The organism is Archaeoglobaceae archaeon, assembly GCA_038734275.1.
Lineage (GTDB): Archaea > Halobacteriota > Archaeoglobi > Archaeoglobales > Archaeoglobaceae > WYZ-LMO2.
The window spans coordinates 397,005-416,348 of record JAVYOO010000001.1 but is presented as its reverse complement, the minus strand read 5'-3'; the positions used below and the strand labels follow the sequence as shown (position 1 = coordinate 416,348).

Below are 19,344 nucleotides of genomic sequence, written 5' to 3'. Positions count from 1 at the left end.
AGCTTTTAATGGGTCCTTTTAGATTTAAGTTGCGAATAAAATTCAAATCCAACAGAGACCATAGCAAAGTTTTTTAAAAGTTTGAACAAGCAACAGCAAATGCTCGAAAAGATGCTTATTAGAAAGGCTAAATTCGAAGAGAGAACCATAGTTGCAGATGGCGATGTTTTGATCGGTCAGAATTCAAGGGTTGATTACGGAATTCTTGCCAAAAGAGTTGTTGCTGGAGAGCGAGTGCACATTGGCGGAGATGTTATTGGAGAGGAAGTAAGAATCGACTCTTTCAGCACAATAGGAGGAAACCTTATTTCAAAAGGAGACGCATACATAGGGGAGTTTGCGGGAATCGATGGTAAGCTAACGGTTTATGGGGATCTTGAAATTGGTAGAAACGTTAGAATTAAGAACGGCTTTGAGGCAAGAGGTTTGATAACGATTCAGAATCCAGCATCGGTCATTTTCTTTTTATTGCTTTATATAATGCTCCTTTTCAGACTTGGCAGACTTGAAGAGGTTTTTAAGCTTATAGAAGACGTTGAAATGGAACCCGCGATCATTTTGCCCGAAAAGTGTTCTGTAGGAGTTGATAAGATAATCACAACAAAAAATGCAGATGTTTTCGATAGCAGATTGCTTGGAACACTGAAAGCAAGGGATATCTATGTTGGTGGGAGCGAGATAATTGGAGGTATAAGGGGCAGAGAGGTGATCGTGGACGGCAGCATAGTTCATGGTTCGATTGATGGTAGAACTGTTTACCTGATTAACTCTTCGAGGATTGGAACTCACGTAAGAGGGGATAGGGTTTATATGGAAAAAGGTTGTATTGTAGAGGGAGGAATAATCGCAAGAGAAGGGGTCTGGATAAAGGACAAAATAGAACTGAAGACAGATCTTGGTGAGGAATTTGGAGTGGGAGAAGGAGAAGTTCAAAAAGATGTTTCCGAACCTGTATCAGGAGATGGGAGATAGGGTCATTCCGACTGTATTCGACCATCTCGAAGTGTGCAAATGTGTAGAGGAGGCTATTGAAATCATAAGCTATTTTGAAAGAATTGGCGAGCTAAGTAAAGAATATGCTTCTTTTTTAAAAAATAATCGTGCATTGCTTCAGAGTATGATTAACAAGAGAAAGAGGGGAGAATACGAGTCAAGGGGGTTGTTATGATCGAAATAGGTATTGCCGGTAAACCAAATGCCGGCAAGTCTACTTTTTTCAAGTCCGCAACGCTTGCAGATGCAGAGATTGCGAATTATCCGTTTACCACCATAAAACCAAATATTGGAGTAGCCTATGTTCGTGTAAAGTGCGTGTGTGAAGAGCTTGGTGTGAATTGTGGAAAGTGCGTAGATGGCTGGAGATTTATTCCAGTTAAGCTAATTGATGTCGCCGGACTTGTTCCCGATGCGCACAAGGGAAAAGGTTTGGGAAATGAGTTCTTGGACGATTTAAGACAGAGTGAGGCAATTATTCATGTCGTTGACGCTTCAGGTTCGACGGATGAAAATGGAAACGAAATTGGAGTGGGAGAAAGAGACCCTGTTGAGGATGTGAAATTCCTTCTAAATGAGCTCGACATGTGGATTTTTGGAATTTTAAAGCGTAACTGGGATAAGGTCGTTAGAAAGGCAAAGGCTGAAAAGAAAGACACAGCTAAATTCATTCTCGAACCTCTCTCAGGGCTTGGATTTGATGAGATAATGGTGAAGGAAGCTTTTAGGGGCTTTGAGGACATACAGAAAATAAAGGACGATGAATTAAGGCTTATAGCAAGGGAACTAAGAGTAAGAAGATTAAAGATGGTCATCGCAGCGAATAAAGCGGATAAAGCTCCAAAAGAGCTAATAAAAAGACTAAAGGAATTTGATAATCTTACAATTCCAACTTCGGCCAATTATGAGCTAACACTTAGAACTGCTGCGAAAGCAGGATATATAAAGTATTTACCCGGAGACGGTGATTTTAAGATCTTGAAGGATCTAAACGAGAAACAGAAAAAGGCTCTCGAAAAAATTAGGGACTTCCTTCTGGAATACAGGAGCACAGGTGTTCAGGATGCAATAAACAAATTAGTTTTAGATGTTCTTGGATACATAGTTGTTTATCCTGTCGAAGATGAGCGCAAGTTCACTGATTCAAAGGGTAATGTTTTGCCTGATGCCTTTCTTGTAAAAAAGGGTACCACTGCGAGGGAATTGGCCTACAAAATCCACACAGACATTGGCAAGAGTTTCATTTACGGTCTGGATGCTAGGAAGAAGATGAGAATAGCGGAAGACCATGAGCTAAAGCACAACGATGTGATAAAGATTGTCTCTGCATCATAGTTCATCATTATTGTGAAGTTATAATAATCGCAAAATTTATTAACTCTCAGAGCAGTAATTACAAACATGGGATTGAGATGCAAGGATTGCCTGTTCTGGTTGAGGGATTTTTCATTGCCTGAAAATGTGGGCTATTGTTCTGCGAAGGGAGCACTTTGTAGCAAGGATGAAGTTTGTGAGATGTTCAGGCGAAGAGAACCCGAGCAGGTGGCGATTAAAGTTCTGCATTACTGATTTTTTATCTGGAATTTTAAAAAAGTAAATAAAATGCCTTAAACTCTTTCAACAAGGACAGCCATTCCCTGACCACCGCCAACACATGCGGTGGCAATTCCGTAATCTCCGCCCTTCTCCTGCAGAATCCTTGCAAGTGTGCCTATGAGCCTTGCTCCAGAAGCTCCAAGTGGGTGTCCAATGGCTATTGCGCCACCCTTAATGTTAACTCTCTCTGGTTCTATCTTCAGCTTGTTGATTGCGTAGAGCGGAACTATTGCAAAGGCTTCGTTGATTTCCCAGAAGGCTATGTCTTTTACTTTCAGATTTGCCTTTTCAAGTGCTTTTTGACAAGCTGGAACGGGTCCAGCACCCATGATCCATGGTGGAACTCCAGCAGTGCCATACGTCTTTATCTTTCCAATGGGCTCAATTCCAAGCTCCTTGACTTTTTCTTTGCTCATCAATAGCAGTCCGGTTGCACCCGCGTTGAGTGGTGATGAATTGCCTGCGGTGATAACTCCGTCTGGTTTGAAAGCAGGTGGAAGCTTTGCAACCTGTTCGAGTGTTGTATCCGCTCTAATAGACTGATCTGAATCGACAACAATTTTTCTTCCATCAGCTTGTTCCGCTTCAACAGGCATTATTTCTCCTTTGAAATATCCTTCTTTCAAAGCTTTTGCCGCGTAAAGATGACTTCTTACTCCCCATTTGTCCATATCCTCCTTTGTAGTTCCAAATTCCTGATTTGCCACTTTAAATAGTTCTTCAGCAGTTAAACCCATTACGAAGCCAATATCCATCCTGTAGTCAATGTATTCTTCTGTAAGCAGTCTTGGATTTGGAAATCTATGAGGATTCTCTGCTCCCATCGGAACTCTTGTCATATGCTCGAAACCGCCGGATATTACAACATCGCAAATTCCTGAGGCGATTTCGAGAAAAGCAAGCCCAGTTGTCATGAGTGAAGATGCGCATTGCATATCTACGCAAGTCGTCGAAACTTCATGTGGGAATCTTGCAAGTATCGAAGCCATCTTTCCTCCATAGCCCCAGTTCTCCCAGATCTGCATCGCACAACCGATGTGAATTCTATCAACCACTTTTTTGTCAATATTTGCCCTCTTTACGAGTTCTTCCAAAACTAAGGCCATTAGTTCGTCTCCTCTTAGTTTGTGGAATACATCCCTTTCTGGTTGTTGTGGTCTACTCCTTGAAAATGGAGTTCTAACGTATTCTGCTATATATACCTCTCTCATCCAATCACCCATTATCAGCAGGATGAGAACAGATTTAAAACTTTCGTTTTTTTCTAAAAGATTTTCGAATTTGTTTCGCCTCTAATGAATTAAATTAAAACCTATCGTGCAAAATTAAAAAATAATTGGGCATCATTTTTTAATTCCCATCTTTTTCAGTTCTTCATCACGCAATACCCTTCTGAGATACTTGCCTGCAGCACTCTTGGGGAGTTCATTTCTGAACTCAACGATCCTTGGATACTTGTAAGTTGCAAGCCTCTCCTTACACCAGTCTATAAGCTCTTTTTCTGTTAGTTTTCCACGATATTCAGGTTTTAGAACTACCAAAGCTTTAATTGTTTCTCCGCCAGCAGAAAGGTCAGGAATTCCGATCACACATACCTCTTGAACCGCAGGATGCTCGTAAATCACGTCTTCGATCTCTCTTGGATAAACGCTATGCCCCTTGTATTTTATTATATCCTTAAGTCTGTCAACGATGTAGAAGTAGCCATCTTCGTCCATCTTTGCTATATCTCCAGTCCTGAGCCATTTCATTCCATCTGCGTAGAAGAATACTTCTTCAGTTTCCTTGGGTCTGTTCCAGTAGCCTTTCATTACCTGCGGTCCGCTTACAACGAGCTCACCCTCTTTTCCAATTGGTAGAAATTCGAGTGTATTCGGATCAATTATCGCTGCGTAAGTGTTTGGTATTGGAGGTCCAATCGAGCCGACTTTTCTCTTCCTAAGCTGTGGAGGAAGTCCGTGGGTGTGGGTTACTGGAGAAGCCTCGCTCAATCCATAACCTTCGCATAGATAAACAAGCTTGTTTGTCAATTCATCCCATTTGTGAACAACTTCCGGCGGTATTGGTCCAGCGCCATTGTTCACGTATATAAGGGAGCTAATATCATATTTCTTGAAAAGCTCTGGATTGTTGACGTAGTATATGAAGATGGCGGGGGCACCCATGAATGTCATAATTCTATACTCCTGAATGGACTCAAAGATTTTGTCAGGCTCAAATCTGGCGAAGATGTGGATAACTTCCCCGTTTACGAGACCAGCGTTTAAGTCCACAGTTTGCCCATAGATGTGATACCAAGGCAGTATAGCCACTCTTGAGCCGTAGCCATTCTCATAATACTCTCGGAGTGTTTTGTATTCCCTTCCTTCAAAGTCGAGTATCAAATAATCTCCTTCTTCTCTGATCACTTTGTGAGACTGGAGCCATTTTATTATTAGATCGGTGAATGGTTTAAGCTGGAAGCAGTTTGCAACAACATTGTAATGCGTCAGCATCGCAGCCTTTGGCAATCCAGTTGTTCCACCAGTGTATTGGAGAACCGCAACGTCTTCCTTGACATTCCAGCTGATCTTTGGTGGATTAGGCTCAACTGACAGAAGGGCTTTTCTGAAGTCTATAAATTCTCCTTCAACGTTGGCTTCTCCCCCAGATATGTTTGCAACTATTACCTTCTCAACCTTCGTGTTTTTCCTAATCGCATTGAAATTCGGATAAAGCTGTTCTACTGTAACCAAAACCTTTGCACCACTGTCATTAAGTTGATACTCGACTTCTCTTGGAGCAAAAAGTGGGGATATTGCAGTGATCGTTGCTCCCGCTTTCATTGCTCCATAGTAGGCTATTGCGAATTGCGGGCAGTTTGGAGCGTAGATCGCAACAACGTCTCCTTTCTTTATCCCAATACTTGCTAAAAATGTTGCAAATCGATCTATCAATCCCTTTAGCATTCCATACGGGATTCTGACTCCATAAAATACGAAAGCGGTTCTATCTGCAAATTTAATGCAAGCCTCGTCAATTACCTCATAGATGGGTTTTTCAGGAATCTCAACGTCAGCTGGGATTCCGTTGATCCAGCCTTTTTTTAGCCAGAAGCGATTTTTTATAAAATCTGGCACCTCCATTCATTCACCTCCTAATAATTATAAACATGAGTTCTAAATAAAGAATTTAAAATTTTCTAAATTTTCCAGTTAATTTTTTAAAAACGATTTTTATAGAAAGATTAGGAGCAGGATTGAATAGAATAATAATAAAATTGAATAAAAAATTTAGTGCGTCGAACAAGACAAACACGGATCGTAGGCTCTGAATAGCTGGCAAGCAAGCCACTTAAGCTCTTCTTTTGGCTTGTTAACGTTTGCTGTAAGCAATGCGTATAGATCCTCTTCGATATTCGTAGTGTTCATTCCCGTCGGAATGATCAGGTTAGCGTCACGCACAATGCCGTTATTGTCGACGGTGTATTCGTGGATCAGTGTTCCTCTTGGAGCCTCAACAACCCCAACGCCAGTTCCAGCCTTTGTCTGCTTTGGTCTCTCTTCGTCCTTAAGCTTCACCGCAAGCTCTTCAGCAATCTTTATAGCTTCTTCGCAGTAGTGAACCATTTCGAGTGCCTGAGCAAGGTTGTTGTGGAACGGATTATCGCTTGGGAATTTTATTGGACTGCTCTTAAGCAATTCCTTGGCAGTGGGATTCAGGCGGTCTTTGAATAGATTAACCCTTGCAATAGCTCCGACATGGAAGCCATGTCCGTTGATCGTGCAGAACTTTGTGTTCGAGTATGGCTTGAACTCTTCTTTAATATGCTTTCTATAGTCCTTTGCTTCGGCATTTAGTCCCTTATTTGTCACAAGTTTTCCAGCATAAACTGGGAAGTGCTTTCCGTCGTCGATTGCAAGATACTCAGTAGCCCTTTCGAATTCAGGATACTTAAGGCTTGCAAACAGGTTGAAGGTCTCTATGCAGTCGTTCATTATGCTCTTGAAGTCCTTTGCAATTTTCTCCATATCCGCTCTTGTTGGCAACTTTGCGAAACCGCCAGGAATTGAGTTGACTGGATGAACCGCCCTACCGCCTACAAGCTCAATGCCACGGTTGCCAACAGTTCTTATTCTTATGCACCTCTTCACCGCTTCTGGATACTTTGCGTAAACGTCCGCAACGCCGTTGACGTTCAAGTAGTCCGCTGCAGCGAGGACGTAGAGATGTAAAGCATGATCCTGCACCATCTGTGAAGAGAGCATGAATCGTCTTAGCATCTTTACCTGCTCCGAAGCCTCGATGCCCATTGCATTTTCCAAAGCCTGAATTGCAGCCATGTTGTGCGGAACAGGGCACACTCCGCAGATCCTTGAGGACATCTGTGGGACTTCATCCGCTCTTCGTCCTCTAAGGAAGCTCTCGAAAAGCCTTGAACCTTCGTGGATCTCAAGGCGAGCTTCGACAACCTTGCCATCTTTGATCTCAAAGTATATTCTTCCATGACCTTCGATCTGCGTGACGAATTCATCGTAGATCATAGTTTTCCACCTCCTATTTCTTTAAAGATTGGAGCCATTGGGGCAAATTTCCTGAAAAGCCTTATGATGTCGTCTTTTGAGGCGATCTTCTTCAAAAGCTCAAGCTCCGCGGTAATCTGGGGATCCTCAAGTGGTCCCCTACAACCGTCGCAGGGTACTCCAGCTGAGGGGCATGGCGCTCCACAACCACCATAGGCTACTGGTCCAGCGCATGCAACGCCCTTCAGCAACTGGCATGGATTTCCTTTGCTCTTGCAATCCATGCAGACTGGGCGTGTGTGCTCCCTTGGAATTCTGCCTGCAAATAGATCGCTAACAACTCTTTCGAAGTCCTCAGGCACAATCGGACAGCCACGGATCATGAAGTCGACTTTGATGATCTCTGGCAGTGGCTTGATGTATAGCGTCTCGATCTTGTCCGCATTCTCGCCATAGACATATCTCTTTGCCTCTTCTTTATCCATGAAGTTCGTTATCGCTGCAATTCCACCAAAGCACGCACAGCTTCCCAAAGCTATGACGAGTTTGCTGTGCTCTCTGATCTTCTTAACAAGCTCAAGCTCGTGGCTTGTGATCACCGCACCTTCAATGAAGGCGACATCGAAGTTGTCCCATCTATTCACTCTCTGCCCAAGGCGGAAGTGAACAAACTCAACCCCTGCGAGGATTCTATCGATGAACTTGGAATTCACGATCTGAACCTCACAACCTTCACAATCCGTTAGATCGAAAATCGCAACTTTCGGTTTCATTCAAACCACCTCATATGGCTTCAGGTAACTGCTTAACGTCAGCATAATTGAACACAGGTCCATCGAGGCAAACGTAGCGGTTATTGATCTGACAGTGCTGGCATTTGCCCACTCCGCACTTCATGTGTCTCTCGAGAGATATGTAGATCGAGGAATCGGGCATTCCCGCCTTTCTGAATTCCTGAATGACGAACTTATACATCACTGGTGGTCCGCAGACGATTCCAATTGCATCCTTTATCGAGTAGTTTAGCTTTGCGAAGAGTGTTGTAACAACCCCAATGTTCCCCTTCCAGCCACTCGGCTTTCCGTCTGGAAGCTTGTCAGAGTCAACAGTCACGAGGAAATTGCACTCCTTAGCCCATCTATCAAATTCTTCTTTGTAAAGCAGATCTGCGGGGGTTCTTGCACCGTAGAGCACTGTGATTTTGCCAAATTCCTTCTTGTGGTGGAGCACATAGTTAAGCGAGCTCCTTAGCGGAGCCATTCCTATACCTCCAGCGACGTAAACGATGTCTTTGCCCTTTATTGTCTCAAATGGGAATCCAACGCCGTAGGGACCACGAATCCAGACGTAATCGCCAGCCTTCATTCTGTGGAGCGCGTTTGTGACTGTTCCGATTCTCCTGACGCATAGATCAATGTATCCCTCTTCATGCGGGCTCGAGGTTATCGAAATCGGTGCTTCACCAACTCCGGGAATCGAAAGCTCAACAAATTGCCCGGGCATGTATTTGAAGTCCTTTACTTCAAGTCTGAAAACTTTGGTGTCATAGGTTTGCTCAATTACCTTCAAAATCTTGCTCCTAAACGGCTTGTATATGTTCTCCATTTTAAGCACCTCCTAACTTAGATAGCGTCTCTCTCATGTCTATGTCTGCTGGACAGAAGGTTATACACCTTCCACAACCTACACAGCTCGGCACTCCAAATTCGTCGACGAAAGTCTTGAATTTGTGAGTATAGACGTTTCTGTATCTTGCCTTAAGGTCTTTTCTGAAATTATGCCCTCCAGCAACTCTTGCGAAGCTCAGCAGTAAGCATGAGTCCCAGCAACGCACTCTCTGGCCTTCATTCGGCACAACGAATGTCTCGTCTATAACATCGAAGCAGTAGCATAGTGGACAAACGAGAGTGCAGTTCGTGCAGGCCAAGCATTTCTTTGCAGTTTCTTCCCATACGGGATTGTTGTAGTCTTCAAGGATCTTCTTGCCGATTGCATAGACATCGAGGTGCAACTTTTCATCGTAATCGATCTTAACTTCTTTCACATCGACAGTCTCAGGACCAAAGTAGAGCTGTGAAAGCAATTTTCTGCCCTTTTCAGTCATCGAAAATCCTACATAGCTGTCTCCATCAGCTTTAAGGAAGAGATCACATGCGTTGGTTAGCACATTTGCTCCAGTTGACTTGCAGAAGCAAGTCTCGATTGGCTTGCACGAAATTCCTACGACGAGCATTTTCTCACGCCTTGCCTTGTAATATGGATCGTTCCAGAAAACCAAGTCAAGTCTCCCGATGGCGTTTACGTCGCACATGTGCAATCCAAAGAAGGCTACCTTTTCTTCTGGGATGATTTCTTTAAATTCTCCACCATCCAAAGCAAAAATTGGTTCTTTGTAGGGCATTATGAATTTCTTTGGCGGTAGAACTGTTGTTGGATAGTCCAGTGCAACTTCGCTGAAATCTTTGACTTCCATTAGCACGTAGTCGTCTTTTCTTTTTACGGGGGCAATGACTCTGTATTCCTTGCTTATATCATCGAACAGCTTTTTCAAATTCTCCTTTTTAATCTTTTTTCCCATCAAAGCTACCACCCTCTAAGGCTATGGTTTGCGGAAAACACGAGAATATAAATAGATTACGAAAAATTGGCTTTTTAAAGTTCTTGCATTTGAAACATAAAAAGTAATAACTAACTTATAATCTTCGCACGTCTCGAACTTTTTAAATACCCCCAAAGCTTCGCAATTTCATGCACGAATGGGCCATAGCTATGTCAGTGGTGAGCAGTGTGGAGAAGTGGGCACTCGAAAGAAATGCTAAAGTGAAGAAAGTTTTGCTTTCTATTCCTTCTCTTTCGATGCTCGAAGTTGAAATTCTGCAGGAAGCCTTCAATGTGATCAAGAAGGACTCTAAGATTGCGGATGCAGAGCTTGAAGTGATTGTGAGGGATCAGAACTTCAGCTGTAGGGCTTGTGGAAACAAATTTACGCTCAAAGACATAAGATCTCAGCTTGAACCGATTTTAAGAGACTTTGGAGAAGAAAATCCGCTCCACGTGGTCCCCGCTCTAATTACAACATTCGCAAAGTGTCCGAAGTGTTCCTCGCATGACTTTGAAGTCGACTCCTCGATAAGGGTGGAGGCGGTCGAGATATGAACCCGATACTCGAGATGGCTAAGAATAGATTTAAGGCAAAAAAGGTTATTGCGGTAATGAGTGCAAAAGGGGGAGTTGGGAAGAGCACAATTGCGTCATTAATTGCACTTAATCTGAGTGAAAGGCAGAAAACCGCTTTAATTGACCTCGACATCTATGGAAACTCAACTTTAAAGCTTTTTGGGATCAATAAACTGCATGAAGTGAGCAAAGAGGGAATTGAGCCATTTTTAGTCAGCAACCTGTCGATTTACAGCATTGGAGGTCTTGTTGGCGATCACTACGTTGTTTTGCCCGGAAAAGATGAGGGAAACGTTGTTGAGTCCTTGTTAGGACTTGCAAATGTTAAAGAAGATCTGGTTGTTATCGACACGCCTCCGGGGATGGGAGAAGAGCTTCTAACGCTTAGCAGAGTTTTGGATCCCGAGATCTATTTGGTAACGTTGCCTTCGAAACTGTCCTTGAAGATAGTAAAGCATATGCTCGATTACTTGCTCGAATTGGGATTGAAGCCCAAGATTATTCTGGCAAACATGAGTTTCTTAGATACCGCCAATGGGCGAATTTATCCATTTGGAGAGCTTGAGCCTGTGAAAGAGCTTGGAGAGGAATTTGATATAGGGGTTGAGTGTCTGCCGTTTGATCCGAGTATTGAAGAATTCGTGGGGAGGATTCAGGATTATAATGGGGTTCTTAAAGAAGGGATTGCAAGATTTTTAATTTGCCAAGAATGAGAAGTATTAAATACGCCTTATTCATTTCTTTTGCTATGAGCAAGGTGAAGGTAGGAGTTTTGAAGATGGGTGCAATTGGCACCGCAGTAATCCTTGAATATTTGCTTGACGAAAGGGCGGACAGAGAGGACCTCGAAGTTCGTGTCGTAACAAGCGGTGCAAAAATGCAACCAGAAGAAGCGGTTGTCGCGGAAAAGCTTAAGGAGTTCAACCCCGATCTGATCATTGTTGCATCTCCCAATGCAGCTTTGCCAGGACCAAAGGCTGCAAGAGAAGCCTTTGCCGGGAAGCCAGTTATAGTGATAAGTGATGCTCCCGCTAAGAAGGCAAAGGATGAGCTGAAGGAGAAAGGATTTGGCTACATCTTCATCAATGCGGACTCGATGATCGGTGCAAGGAGGGAATTCCTGGATCCTACAGAAATGGCACTGTTTAATGCGGACGTTCTGAAGGTTCTCGCTGCAACTGGAGCTTTGAGAGTTGTTCAGGAGGCAATAGACAAGGTTATTGATGATCTTAAGGCAGGAAAGAAGCCAGAATTGCCGCAGATCATCGTTACTGCAGAAAAAGCTGTTGAAGCGGGCAAGTTCAGCAATCCATATGCAAAGGCTAAGGCGATGGCGGCTTACTTCATTGCAGAGAAAGTTGCGGACATTAACGTTCGTGGATGCTTTGTTGAGAAGGACTACAACGTTTATGTGCCCTTGGTAGCCTCAGCACATGAAATGATGCGCATAGCAGCGATGCTTGCTGATGAGGCAAGAGAGATCGAGAAATACGGAGACAAGCTATTCAGGAATCCGCATTCGAGAGAGGGCAAGATTTTGTCTAAGACCGAACTCGTGAGCAAGCCACAATAAATTTTAATTTTTATATTGGGGATTAGCTTTACGAAATCCAAATCCCCACAGGCTGCTGTAATTGAAATCCATTAAATTCGCTTCAGCTACCGGATAAAGATCTTGTAAACACTTTAGTTCAGCAGGAAACTTTTAGCGGATATTGGCTTAACTTTCGAGCTTTTATAAAAATTATTGCATTTCAAAATGCGTCCCCGAAAGGTTTATTAATTTAAAGAAACAACAATCTTAGGGGCGTCGCGTATATCATTGGCATCTATCCCGCCGCCGATGCAACTATGATTTTTTTGGCGCCCCCTACGTTCTCTCTATTAAAACTGCATTTATAATTCCTTCCTGGCTGGGGCGGTTTGTAACCTTTGCCTTTCCGATTTCGGTCTGTATTATTGCTCCTTTTGTAATGACTCCATGCCTTACGTAGTGAACGTGGGCAGGATTCTCGACTACGCTTTTAATTGCTACTTTTACAACCTTCTTCTGGGCTGGATCGTAAACGTTTGCATATTTATCTGCGAACAATTTTAGCTTGTAGCTTCCCCCCATCATTCTCTCCTTTTTCGCTTTCCTATCACCAATCGTCGTCAGCACCTGCTCTCCACCAAGTTCATACTTTCTCTTCTTTCTGTGCGCCCTATAGAATCCTCCAGTAGGCTTTCTTCTACTCCTACCCTGAAAGATCATCCGCTCACCTTTGCCTTGCTACCACTCTCGCCTTAAAGATTTTATGCCTTTGCAACTACAATTATGGGGAGCGGTGGTGGGCGGCTTACCGAAAGGAGGAAAGTCCCCCCACCCGTAAAGGCGGGCTCCGCAAGGAGCATCCCCGAGAGGGGATTGGGCGGAACAGAAAAATCCCGGCAGAGGGAAATGCGATGAAGCCGAAAGGCTTAGGTCACCTCTGCTGGTTGAAAAATCCGCCCACTGCTGGGTGCAAGGCTTAGAGCCGCTGAGACTGATGCCGTCGGAACAGAAGGGGGCTTACTACCACCACTCCCCTCTGATCAAAGCCATTCCAACATTTATAGCAATATGCCCAGCCATTAAACCGCCAACGCATTTCGTTTTATCGTAAACTACTGAAAAAACAACTCCAGTGATTATCATAAAAAATAAGACCTTTGGGATTCCGTATTGAGCGAGGAAAATTGATTCTGGAATGTGAACGATCAGCCAGACCGTAAAGCCAACAAATTTATTGAAATTTGCCTGCCATACACGCCAAACGTAAAAATCCACTGCGGAAACATTCAGACACATCAGAATCAGGAGTATGAGCAATTCAATTCCCTTGCCAGTTGCCCCAAGAACAGGACCGAAAAGGAATAAGAAAAACGGTAGGAAGGGAATGTAGGCGAATAAGCCTGCAAGAAATGATTTTTTACTACAAAATAAGCCGATTTTTTGATTTTTAAGCCTAAGATAGAAAGCGGGGAAGACAAGGAAAGAAAAGAAGTATAGAACCGCATGAACGCAGTAGTTACCAGGATATTTAAAGACGTTTGTCGGATCTAAAAGCACTCTGGTAGCGAAATAAAATGCAGGAGGGGTGAACAGAACAATTGAATTTTCCAGGATCTTTTTAGGCATGACAAAAGTGTAAAATGGTTTATTAATAATTTCTTTTGATGCTTGAAAACTTGAGAAATTCGGGAGTGGATAAAGTTTTAAATATCACACCACTATTGATTGCATGGGAACTGTAAAGCCTGCCTATATAAAGATAATAGCGAATGAATTGCTAAAAAAGTATCCAGAGAAGTTCACTCCGAACTTTGACGAAAACAAGAAGCTTGTTTCAGAACTAACGACGATAAAGAGCAAGACAATTCGCAACAGAGTTGCAGGATACATTACGAGGAAAGTCAATAGAGGAATGAAGGGATCATGATGTTCAAGGGAGTAATCCCTGCACTAATAACTCCTTTCAAGGAAGACTTTAGCGTTGACTATGAAGGCTTAGCAAAGGATCTTGACTACATGGAGAGACACGTAGATGCCTTTGTGCCCTGCGGAACCACTGGAGAAGCCTCGACGCTTGGCTATGAAGAGCATGTTGAAGTGGTTCGATTCGTGGCTGAGACTTCAAAGTTACCCGTAATTGGTGGTTCAGGTTCTAATTCGACCAAAGAAGCGATCTGGCTCACAAAAGAAGTCGAGAAAGCTGGGGCTGAAGCTGCGATGCTTGTGACACCTTATTACAACAAGCCAAATGACGCGGGATTGCTTGAGCACTACAAAGCAGTTGCCAAGGAAGTTTCAATACCGCTTATCGTTTACAACATTCCGGGCAGAACCGGAATAAACGTTTCTCCGCAATTGATGGCTAAACTTGCTGAGATCGATAACATCGTTGGCGTTAAGGAAGCAAGCGGGAATCTGAAGCAAGTTTCAGATATAATAAGGCTTGTAAAAAAGAAGGATTTTGTTGTGCTCTCGGGCGATGATTTTCTAACGCTTCCAATTCTCGCAATTGGCGGTAAGGGAGTTGTAAGCGTCGCTGCGAACGTTGCACCGCATTTGATGAAAGAATTATGTAATGCCTTTGAGAGTGGAAATATTGCAAAGGCTATTGAGCTTCATCACAAACTCTCTCCGCTTTTCGACGCACTTTTCATTGACACAAATCCGATCCCGGTGAAGAAAGCAATGGAGCTAATTGGACTGCCAGCTGGAAAGCCAAGGCTTCCGCTGGTTGAGCTCAGTGCTGAAAAGACGGAAAAGCTGAAGAAAGTCCTAATAGACTTAGGGCTAATCAAAAAATAATTGATGCCATATCGAAGATTACCTGTTTGGCTTGGAAATACACTCGAGATTTTTGGTTTGTTTTTTGGGCTTTTTCTGATTCTTTTCTATAGTCAATTTCCTTTTCCGTTGCAGATCTTGGTTATTTTGGTTGCTTGGTTCTGCTTCTGGTATTTTAGTCATTGTTTGGCTCATTACGTTGTCGGAAAAGCACTTGGGCTTAAATTCAAATATTACTTCGTTGGAAAGTCCTCAATCACAAAGCTGAATTCTCCTTTGAATCCTATTTTTAAATTCTTCCCTGTGCTTGGTATAAAAGTCGATCCTGAAACCCTGAAAGAGTTATCTAAAAACAAAAAATTCGTTTTCTACTCTTCCGGAGCACTCGCATCGATGCTGACTCCAACTATTTGTTTAATCCCAGCGTGGCAAATGGGAAAATTAATTTTTGGACTCATGCTACTGCTTACAATTGGAAACATTCTATTAACGCTTATCTTGAGCCCAAGAGTTGGAGATCTTTACAGAGCAAGAAAAGCTTGAGATTTTTTCAATTTAATCGATCGAATTTCAGTCCGTGGCCCTTCATAACGTCTCCAGTTTCTCTTTAAGCAGGGCTCCAAGTGCAATGGTGGAGTTTCAATCAATAAATCCATTTCATCGAGTTTTTGCAATCTCACTCCAAAAATTTTTAACATTAACGGAGTATTAGCTTCATGAAGCTCGCAATTGCTGGAGCAGCAGGTAGAATGGGAAGGCTTGTCGTGAAGCACGCAATTAATGAGGGCTTGAAAGTTTTTCAGGCTTTCGATGTTGTTGAAGTTGGAAAAGATGCGGGAGAGCTCGCTGGAGTTGGAAAAATCGGCGTTTTGATCGAGAATGATATTACAAAGCTTAACGTCGACGTTCTCGTGGACTTTACGAATCCTGAAGCCTGCATAAAGAATGCGAGGATTGCTTCGCAGAAGGGGATAAAGCTTGTGATTGGCACCACTGGCTTCAGCGAGGAGCAAAGGAAGGAACTGGAGAGCTATTGCAAAAAGGTTCCAGCTGTAATATCGCCAAATTTCAGCATTGGTGTTAATGCTTTTTTCAAGATCGTGGAATTCGCATCTTCACTGCTCCATAGCTACGACATCGAGATCTTCGAAATTCACCACAAGATGAAGAAAGATGCTCCGAGCGGGACCGCAATAAAGACTGCTGAGATCATAAGGGAAGTTTTGGCTAAAAAAGGCAAAATTTTGGATCTGAAGTTTTGCAGAGAAGGAAAGAGGGGCAACGAGATTGGCGTCTTTGGCATTCGTGGGGGCGATGTAGTTGGAGAGCACACAGTCCTATTCTTTGGCGAGGGGGAACGGGTGGAGATTACGCACAGAGCCACGAGCAGAGACAGCTTTGCAAAGGGAGCAATAATGGCTGTGAAGTGGATTGCAGGAGTTGAAAAGCCGGGAATTTACAGCATGCTCGACGTTTTATCTGAAAATATGCCTTCCTGAGGCGTTTATTCTGATCAAAGGCTTCGTTAAATGCCTTCTTGCACACGGTGGGACTTCGTAGAATCCGGGCTCAAGCGTTCTTGGAACTTCAATTTTTATTTTCTCGGTGGCTTTGGTTTTGCAGTTTCTGCATCTGAAACCCTGTCCTTTGCCTGCAGATTCCATTCTCTTTCCACATCTTGGGCATAGCGGGTTCAGCTCAACATATTTTTTCGCAAGCTCTACAATTCGAAGCTTTTCGAGATTTAAAGTGTTGTTCTTGACAGAACCATAGACTTCCACAACGTCTCCCGGAATAAGGGCTCGGACAATGTTTCTGAATTGCTTGGTCGGCTCAAAGGCTGAGCATTTCAAAGTTCCAGAATTCGTTTGGACTTCAAAGAAAACATGACCACCAACGATCTCATACGGCTTTTTAACAACTCTGCCGATTAGCCTGTAGGAGTGAAAATCCTCGACTTTTTCGCTGCTGATAATATGCATGTCTGTGGCGTGGTTTGTTATAAAGATCTGCCACCTTTCGCATGGCTCTGTTTTAACGAACTTTAGCGCTTTTTTCAGAATTTCTGGCTCTTCTCCCCTTAAGCCGAAGAGCACAGGGCAAGGAGTTCCGGGAACCGCCATTACAACGTCGTTGCACCAGTCAACCGTGTCAAAGATCTTTGGATAGAATTCGAAGTCAAGATCGTAAAAGCTCTCCTTATCGTATTCCCGAGGTTTTCCAATTTTTTCAGGCATGCGGTAAGCAATGAGCTCGTAAACGATATCATTAAGCTGTGCACCAACTGAGGCGAGAGCTCCAATGAGCCCGCGACCATTCTTGAACTTAAGATGATCAATGCGGTTCTTTTCTATTAGCTCAAGAGCGTCTTCAATCCTCAAAACGTCTTTTATCGCCTTTTCTGCAAATTCTCTTAACAAAGGAGCTTTTTCTTCTTCAACGAAAACAACTCCGGGATTCGTGTTCTCATTTTCAAGCTCAGCGTATTCTTTAACGAGTTTCTCAGTAATTTCCAGAGCCTGATCAAGATCTTCAAGCTCTGCAAGGAAGCTAACCGCTCCATTTCCCCTTGTTTTAAAGGGAATCGTGGGATTTAGCCTTATAAGCCTTGGGAATCCAATCACTTTGCCAATTTTTTTTATTTCTTCCATTAAGAGCACTGCAAGATAAGTTGTGCACATTCCTTTTCTGCTGTCCGTGTCATCTATCCCGATCCAGAACCGCATAGAGCCTTGCTGTAAGCAGATCAGACTTCGTTCTCTCAATTCCCGCTCTTGCAACATCGAGCTTCTGCCTAAGATTTGGCACAAGTCTGTCGGGGAAGGACGCGAAAGAAATGAGTTCTGAATAGATTTTCTCCATGATCTCGACAATTTTCTCAGCTTTTTCAAGTTCATTGGAAATCATCCTTGAAAGTGCAAACCTGCGAAGCTCTCCAATGACATCAGCCAAGCCTGTGATGAATGCTGAATGGGAGACTTCGAAGTCAATCGATAAATCGAAATCACCCTTCACAGCCTTTGTGAACAATACCGCTTCAGCAATCTCTTGCATAGCTTCGTTTGTAATCGAATAGTAAATCTCGGGACAATTCTGGAATTCTTTGATCTTTTCAAGAATTTTCAGCCCTTTAGAGATGCTCTCCTCTGCGAGCTCCATATTTCCAGAGTGCACCGCTACGATTGACTTCGAAGCCAGAATCCTGAGTTCTCTTGTAAGCTTTAAAAGCTCTTCACGAGCTTTCTCGAGCTCCTCAAGTCTAATACGACAGTCTTCGAGTCTCATAGGCTCAGAAGGCAAACTCTACTCTGCTCAGACTCGTCAACGATTTCATAGCCCTTTTTGCACAGCAATTTGCTAAACTCAACCACATCTCTGTGTTCGGGCATGTTCTCAAGCTTTAGCCTTCGCCTTGAGTATCCAAGGAACATGTAAGCCTTCGCCTCCACGTAGTCTGGCTCAGCAATCCTTATTAGCCTGTCGAATCCCTCTACCGCTTTTTCGTCCATGTTGATTCCCTTGATCAGCGTTAGCCTTATAACTGTCCTTGACTGCGAGTCTTTCATCTTTTTTAGGCTTTCCATAATTTGAGCCCAAAAATTACTGCTTGGGCGGTTAAGGGTCAAATGGGTTTCTTCGCTGTAGGCAGTGAGGCTAATGTAAAGCTGTGTCGGCTTCACTTTCTCAACCATCTCTGGATTTGTGCCATTCGTTACGAGAAAAGTCGTGAATCCGCGTTTTTTATAGCATTCAATTAGCTCTGGAAGATAAGGATAAAGGGTTGGCTCTCCAAGTAGGCTTATTGCAACCTGATTCGGCTTTTCCGCTTCTTTAAGCTTAACTCTGTTGATTCCTTCTGTGCCGTAGAATCCACTAAGCAGTCTTTTTTGAGCCTTCAGACTCTCTTCAACGATCCTTTCAGGCTCATTCCAGCCTTTAAAGTCCTTTAGAAGCTCCAAAGGACGCCAGCAGTGAATACAAGCCTGGTTGCATAGCAAAGCGGGAGTCATCTGAAGGCATCGGTGGGACTGAATTCCATAGAACTTCTGCTTGTAGCACACCCCTTCGTCTCTAAGCGATTTTTTGAGCCACAAGCATGTCTTCACTGCGGAATGGTTGAAAATCTGATAGCCCTTTAGGTCTGAGAGCTGTTTCATAAGCCCAAATATTTGTTTACGAGATCAATAAAATCCTTTGCCCTCTCTCTGCTTTCGCCTGCTATTGCGGAAACAATTGCAACGCCAGCAACTTTGCAATCGAGCACACTTTTAACATTCTCAAGCTTTATTCCTCCAATTGCGAAAACAGGCAAATTAGTGGCTAAGATGATTTTTTTCAGCCCATCAACCCCAATCGGTGCTTTTGCATCTTCCTTCGTAGTTGTCGCAAAAACTGGACCAGCACCAAGATAGTCTGCCTTTTTTGCTTCTCTTGCTTCTTCAACGCTGTGAACCGAAACGCCAATGATCCCGTCGAACAACTCTCTTGCAACTTCTAAGGGCAAATCTTCTTGACCCAAATGCACACCGTCAGCTTCGCAAGCCAAAGCAAGATCAATACGGTCGTTTATAATTAGCAGTGCGTCATAACTTTCAGTTAGCTCACGTAGTTTTTTTGCTACCTTAAGCAATTCCCGATCCTTCATTTTCTTTTCTCTAAACTGAATTAGCCTAACACCTAACTCAAGGGCTTTTTTTGCCAAATCTTCATGTTTTCCAAACTTTGAGTCGGTGATGAAGTAAACTCCTTTAAGCATCGTAA

General features: G+C 43.3%; 23 protein-coding genes and 1 other RNA gene. 12 read left to right on the top strand and 12 right to left on the bottom strand.

All coding sequences use genetic code 11. The annotated features are described in order from the left end of the window. Window positions 1–99: 99 nt before the first annotated feature. From QXI54_02250 to QXI54_02235, 4 genes are all read left to right on the top strand, one after another. The gene (locus QXI54_02250) at window positions 100–972 is read left to right on the top strand and encodes an acyltransferase (protein MEM0301975.1); all 873 of its coding nucleotides are present in this window, start codon (window positions 100–102) and stop codon (window positions 970–972) included. Continuing rightward, window positions 938–1,168, top strand: a complete 231-nt coding sequence (locus QXI54_02245) for a DUF2095 domain-containing protein (GenBank protein ID MEM0301974.1) — start codon at window positions 938–940, stop codon at window positions 1,166–1,168. The genes QXI54_02250 and QXI54_02245 overlap by 35 nt, the downstream gene beginning before the upstream one ends. Continuing rightward, on the top strand, window positions 1,165–2,328 hold the full coding sequence (locus tag QXI54_02240; protein MEM0301973.1) for a redox-regulated ATPase YchF: 1,164 nt from the start codon (window positions 1,165–1,167) through the stop codon (window positions 2,326–2,328). The genes QXI54_02245 and QXI54_02240 overlap by 4 nt, the downstream gene beginning before the upstream one ends. 66 nt (window positions 2,329–2,394) lie before the next feature. After that, window positions 2,395–2,562 (top strand): hypothetical protein, encoded by a 168-nt coding sequence (locus tag QXI54_02235; GenBank protein ID MEM0301972.1) that lies wholly within the window; start codon window positions 2,395–2,397, stop codon window positions 2,560–2,562. A 38-nt stretch (window positions 2,563–2,600) separates the two neighbouring features. Here QXI54_02235 and QXI54_02230 read toward each other — a convergent pair whose 3' ends face one another. The 6 genes from QXI54_02230 to QXI54_02205 all read right to left on the bottom strand — a co-directional run bounded on the left by QXI54_02230 (window position 2,601) and on the right by QXI54_02205 (window position 9,669). After that, on the bottom strand, window positions 2,601–3,812 hold the full coding sequence (locus QXI54_02230) for an acetyl-CoA C-acetyltransferase (protein ID MEM0301971.1): 1,212 nt from the start codon (window positions 3,810–3,812) through the stop codon (window positions 2,601–2,603). A gap of 120 nt (window positions 3,813–3,932) precedes the next feature. Beyond that, window positions 3,933–5,714: a long-chain fatty acid--CoA ligase gene (locus QXI54_02225; protein ID MEM0301970.1), complete on the bottom strand. Its 1,782-nt coding sequence runs from the start codon at window positions 5,712–5,714 to the stop codon at window positions 3,933–3,935. A 147-nt stretch (window positions 5,715–5,861) separates the two neighbouring features. Continuing rightward, the gene (locus QXI54_02220) at window positions 5,862–7,112 is read right to left on the bottom strand and encodes a Ni/Fe hydrogenase subunit alpha (GenBank protein MEM0301969.1); all 1,251 of its coding nucleotides are present in this window, start codon (window positions 7,110–7,112) and stop codon (window positions 5,862–5,864) included. Further along, on the bottom strand, window positions 7,109–7,864 hold the full coding sequence (locus QXI54_02215; GenBank protein MEM0301968.1) for a hypothetical protein: 756 nt from the start codon (window positions 7,862–7,864) through the stop codon (window positions 7,109–7,111). The genes QXI54_02220 and QXI54_02215 overlap by 4 nt, the downstream gene beginning before the upstream one ends. 10 nt (window positions 7,865–7,874) lie before the next feature. Beyond that, on the bottom strand, window positions 7,875–8,696 hold the full coding sequence (locus QXI54_02210; GenBank protein MEM0301967.1) for an FAD/NAD(P)-binding protein: 822 nt from the start codon (window positions 8,694–8,696) through the stop codon (window positions 7,875–7,877). A gap of 1 nt (window position 8,697) precedes the next feature. After that, window positions 8,698–9,669, bottom strand: a complete 972-nt coding sequence (locus tag QXI54_02205; protein MEM0301966.1) for a 4Fe-4S dicluster domain-containing protein — start codon at window positions 9,667–9,669, stop codon at window positions 8,698–8,700. A gap of 170 nt (window positions 9,670–9,839) precedes the next feature. On the opposite strand from QXI54_02205, the gene QXI54_02200 reads away from it, so the two are divergent. The 3 genes from QXI54_02200 to QXI54_02190 are packed head-to-tail and all read left to right on the top strand — an operon-like array spanning window position 9,840 to window position 11,841. Continuing rightward, on the top strand, window positions 9,840–10,247 hold the full coding sequence (locus tag QXI54_02200; GenBank protein MEM0301965.1) for a hydrogenase maturation nickel metallochaperone HypA: 408 nt from the start codon (window positions 9,840–9,842) through the stop codon (window positions 10,245–10,247). Continuing rightward, window positions 10,244–10,981, top strand: coding sequence for a P-loop NTPase (locus QXI54_02195; GenBank protein MEM0301964.1), 738 nt, complete (start codon window positions 10,244–10,246; stop codon window positions 10,979–10,981). The genes QXI54_02200 and QXI54_02195 overlap by 4 nt, the downstream gene beginning before the upstream one ends. 35 nt (window positions 10,982–11,016) lie before the next feature. Further along, the gene (locus QXI54_02190; GenBank protein MEM0301963.1) at window positions 11,017–11,841 is read left to right on the top strand and encodes a F420-dependent methylenetetrahydromethanopterin dehydrogenase; all 825 of its coding nucleotides are present in this window, start codon (window positions 11,017–11,019) and stop codon (window positions 11,839–11,841) included. Window positions 11,842–12,138: 297 nt separating this feature from the next. On the opposite strand, the gene QXI54_02185 is transcribed toward QXI54_02190, so the two are convergent. Beyond that, window positions 12,139–12,522: a 30S ribosomal protein S8e gene (locus QXI54_02185; GenBank protein ID MEM0301962.1), complete on the bottom strand. Its 384-nt coding sequence runs from the start codon at window positions 12,520–12,522 to the stop codon at window positions 12,139–12,141. A gap of 68 nt (window positions 12,523–12,590) precedes the next feature. On the opposite strand from QXI54_02185, the gene rnpB reads away from it, so the two are divergent. Further along, window positions 12,591–12,834: RNase P RNA component (rnpB, locus tag QXI54_02180), an RNA gene on the top strand. Here the strand turns inward: rnpB and QXI54_02175 are convergent. Next, window positions 12,823–13,428, bottom strand: coding sequence for a hypothetical protein (locus QXI54_02175; protein ID MEM0301961.1), 606 nt, complete (start codon window positions 13,426–13,428; stop codon window positions 12,823–12,825). The genes rnpB and QXI54_02175 overlap by 12 nt on opposite strands. Window positions 13,429–13,531: 103 nt before the next feature. Here QXI54_02175 and QXI54_02170 point away from each other — a divergent pair, with 103 nt between their 5' ends. The 4 genes from QXI54_02170 to dapB all read left to right on the top strand — a co-directional run bounded on the left by QXI54_02170 (window position 13,532) and on the right by dapB (window position 16,082). Continuing rightward, window positions 13,532–13,729: a 30S ribosomal protein S17e gene (locus tag QXI54_02170; protein ID MEM0301960.1), complete on the top strand. Its 198-nt coding sequence runs from the start codon at window positions 13,532–13,534 to the stop codon at window positions 13,727–13,729. Beyond that, window positions 13,729–14,604: a 4-hydroxy-tetrahydrodipicolinate synthase gene (gene dapA / locus QXI54_02165; protein ID MEM0301959.1), complete on the top strand. Its 876-nt coding sequence runs from the start codon at window positions 13,729–13,731 to the stop codon at window positions 14,602–14,604. The genes QXI54_02170 and dapA overlap by 1 nt, the downstream gene beginning before the upstream one ends. A 3-nt stretch (window positions 14,605–14,607) precedes the next feature. Then, a complete protein-coding gene (locus QXI54_02160) occupies window positions 14,608–15,126 on the top strand; it encodes a hypothetical protein (GenBank protein ID MEM0301958.1) in 519 nt (172 codons plus the stop codon). A 173-nt stretch (window positions 15,127–15,299) separates the two neighbouring features. Then, window positions 15,300–16,082: a 4-hydroxy-tetrahydrodipicolinate reductase gene (gene dapB, locus QXI54_02155; GenBank protein MEM0301957.1), complete on the top strand. Its 783-nt coding sequence runs from the start codon at window positions 15,300–15,302 to the stop codon at window positions 16,080–16,082. Here the strand turns inward: dapB and QXI54_02150 are convergent. Genes QXI54_02150 through thiE form a run of 4 tightly spaced genes read right to left on the bottom strand, consistent with a single transcriptional unit; the run spans window position 16,059 to window position 19,339 of the window. Further along, complete coding sequence (locus QXI54_02150; GenBank protein ID MEM0301956.1) at window positions 16,059–17,309, bottom strand: tRNA(Ile)(2)-agmatinylcytidine synthase; 1,251 nt, start codon at window positions 17,307–17,309, stop codon at window positions 16,059–16,061. The two genes, dapB and QXI54_02150, sit on opposite strands and share 24 nt — an antisense overlap. Beyond that, on the bottom strand, window positions 17,284–17,868 hold the full coding sequence (locus QXI54_02145; GenBank protein ID MEM0301955.1) for a translin: 585 nt from the start codon (window positions 17,866–17,868) through the stop codon (window positions 17,284–17,286). The genes QXI54_02150 and QXI54_02145 overlap by 26 nt, the downstream gene beginning before the upstream one ends. Continuing rightward, window positions 17,865–18,740, bottom strand: a complete 876-nt coding sequence (gene twy1, locus QXI54_02140) for a 4-demethylwyosine synthase TYW1 (GenBank protein MEM0301954.1) — start codon at window positions 18,738–18,740, stop codon at window positions 17,865–17,867. The genes QXI54_02145 and twy1 overlap by 4 nt, the downstream gene beginning before the upstream one ends. Then, a complete protein-coding gene (gene thiE / locus QXI54_02135) occupies window positions 18,737–19,339 on the bottom strand; it encodes a thiamine phosphate synthase (protein MEM0301953.1) in 603 nt (200 codons plus the stop codon). Before thiE ends, twy1 begins: the two co-directional genes overlap by 4 nt. Window positions 19,340–19,344: the final 5 nt, after the last annotated feature.

Excerpts from the sequence above, each read along its gene's own strand:
- QXI54_02250 (MEM0301975.1), top strand. The coding sequence starts at position 100 with ATGCTCGAAAAGATGCTTATTAGAAAGGCTAAATTCGAAGAGAGAACC.
- QXI54_02245 (MEM0301974.1), top strand. The coding sequence starts at position 938 with ATGTTTCCGAACCTGTATCAGGAGATGGGAGATAGGGTCATTCCGACT.
- QXI54_02240 (MEM0301973.1), top strand. The coding sequence starts at position 1,165 with ATGATCGAAATAGGTATTGCCGGTAAACCAAATGCCGGCAAGTCTACT.
- QXI54_02235 (MEM0301972.1), top strand. The coding sequence starts at position 2,395 with ATGGGATTGAGATGCAAGGATTGCCTGTTCTGGTTGAGGGATTTTTCA.
- QXI54_02230 (MEM0301971.1), bottom strand. The coding sequence starts at position 3,812 with ATGGGTGATTGGATGAGAGAGGTATATATAGCAGAATACGTTAGAACT.
- QXI54_02225 (MEM0301970.1), bottom strand. The coding sequence starts at position 5,714 with ATGGAGGTGCCAGATTTTATAAAAAATCGCTTCTGGCTAAAAAAAGGC.
- QXI54_02220 (MEM0301969.1), bottom strand. The coding sequence starts at position 7,112 with ATGATCTACGATGAATTCGTCACGCAGATCGAAGGTCATGGAAGAATA.
- QXI54_02215 (MEM0301968.1), bottom strand. The coding sequence starts at position 7,864 with ATGAAACCGAAAGTTGCGATTTTCGATCTAACGGATTGTGAAGGTTGT.
- QXI54_02210 (MEM0301967.1), bottom strand. The coding sequence starts at position 8,696 with ATGGAGAACATATACAAGCCGTTTAGGAGCAAGATTTTGAAGGTAATT.
- QXI54_02205 (MEM0301966.1), bottom strand. The coding sequence starts at position 9,669 with ATGGGAAAAAAGATTAAAAAGGAGAATTTGAAAAAGCTGTTCGATGAT.
- QXI54_02200 (MEM0301965.1), top strand. The coding sequence starts at position 9,840 with ATGCACGAATGGGCCATAGCTATGTCAGTGGTGAGCAGTGTGGAGAAG.
- QXI54_02195 (MEM0301964.1), top strand. The coding sequence starts at position 10,244 with ATGAACCCGATACTCGAGATGGCTAAGAATAGATTTAAGGCAAAAAAG.
- QXI54_02190 (MEM0301963.1), top strand. The coding sequence starts at position 11,017 with ATGAGCAAGGTGAAGGTAGGAGTTTTGAAGATGGGTGCAATTGGCACC.
- QXI54_02185 (MEM0301962.1), bottom strand. The coding sequence starts at position 12,522 with ATGATCTTTCAGGGTAGGAGTAGAAGAAAGCCTACTGGAGGATTCTAT.
- QXI54_02175 (MEM0301961.1), bottom strand. The coding sequence starts at position 13,428 with ATGCCTAAAAAGATCCTGGAAAATTCAATTGTTCTGTTCACCCCTCCT.
- QXI54_02170 (MEM0301960.1), top strand. The coding sequence starts at position 13,532 with ATGGGAACTGTAAAGCCTGCCTATATAAAGATAATAGCGAATGAATTG.
- dapA (MEM0301959.1), top strand. The coding sequence starts at position 13,729 with ATGTTCAAGGGAGTAATCCCTGCACTAATAACTCCTTTCAAGGAAGAC.
- QXI54_02160 (MEM0301958.1), top strand. The coding sequence starts at position 14,608 with ATGCCATATCGAAGATTACCTGTTTGGCTTGGAAATACACTCGAGATT.
- dapB (MEM0301957.1), top strand. The coding sequence starts at position 15,300 with ATGAAGCTCGCAATTGCTGGAGCAGCAGGTAGAATGGGAAGGCTTGTC.
- QXI54_02150 (MEM0301956.1), bottom strand. The coding sequence starts at position 17,309 with ATGCGGTTCTGGATCGGGATAGATGACACGGACAGCAGAAAAGGAATG.
- QXI54_02145 (MEM0301955.1), bottom strand. The coding sequence starts at position 17,868 with ATGAGACTCGAAGACTGTCGTATTAGACTTGAGGAGCTCGAGAAAGCT.
- twy1 (MEM0301954.1), bottom strand. The coding sequence starts at position 18,740 with ATGAAACAGCTCTCAGACCTAAAGGGCTATCAGATTTTCAACCATTCC.
- thiE (MEM0301953.1), bottom strand. The coding sequence starts at position 19,339 with ATGCTTAAAGGAGTTTACTTCATCACCGACTCAAAGTTTGGAAAACAT.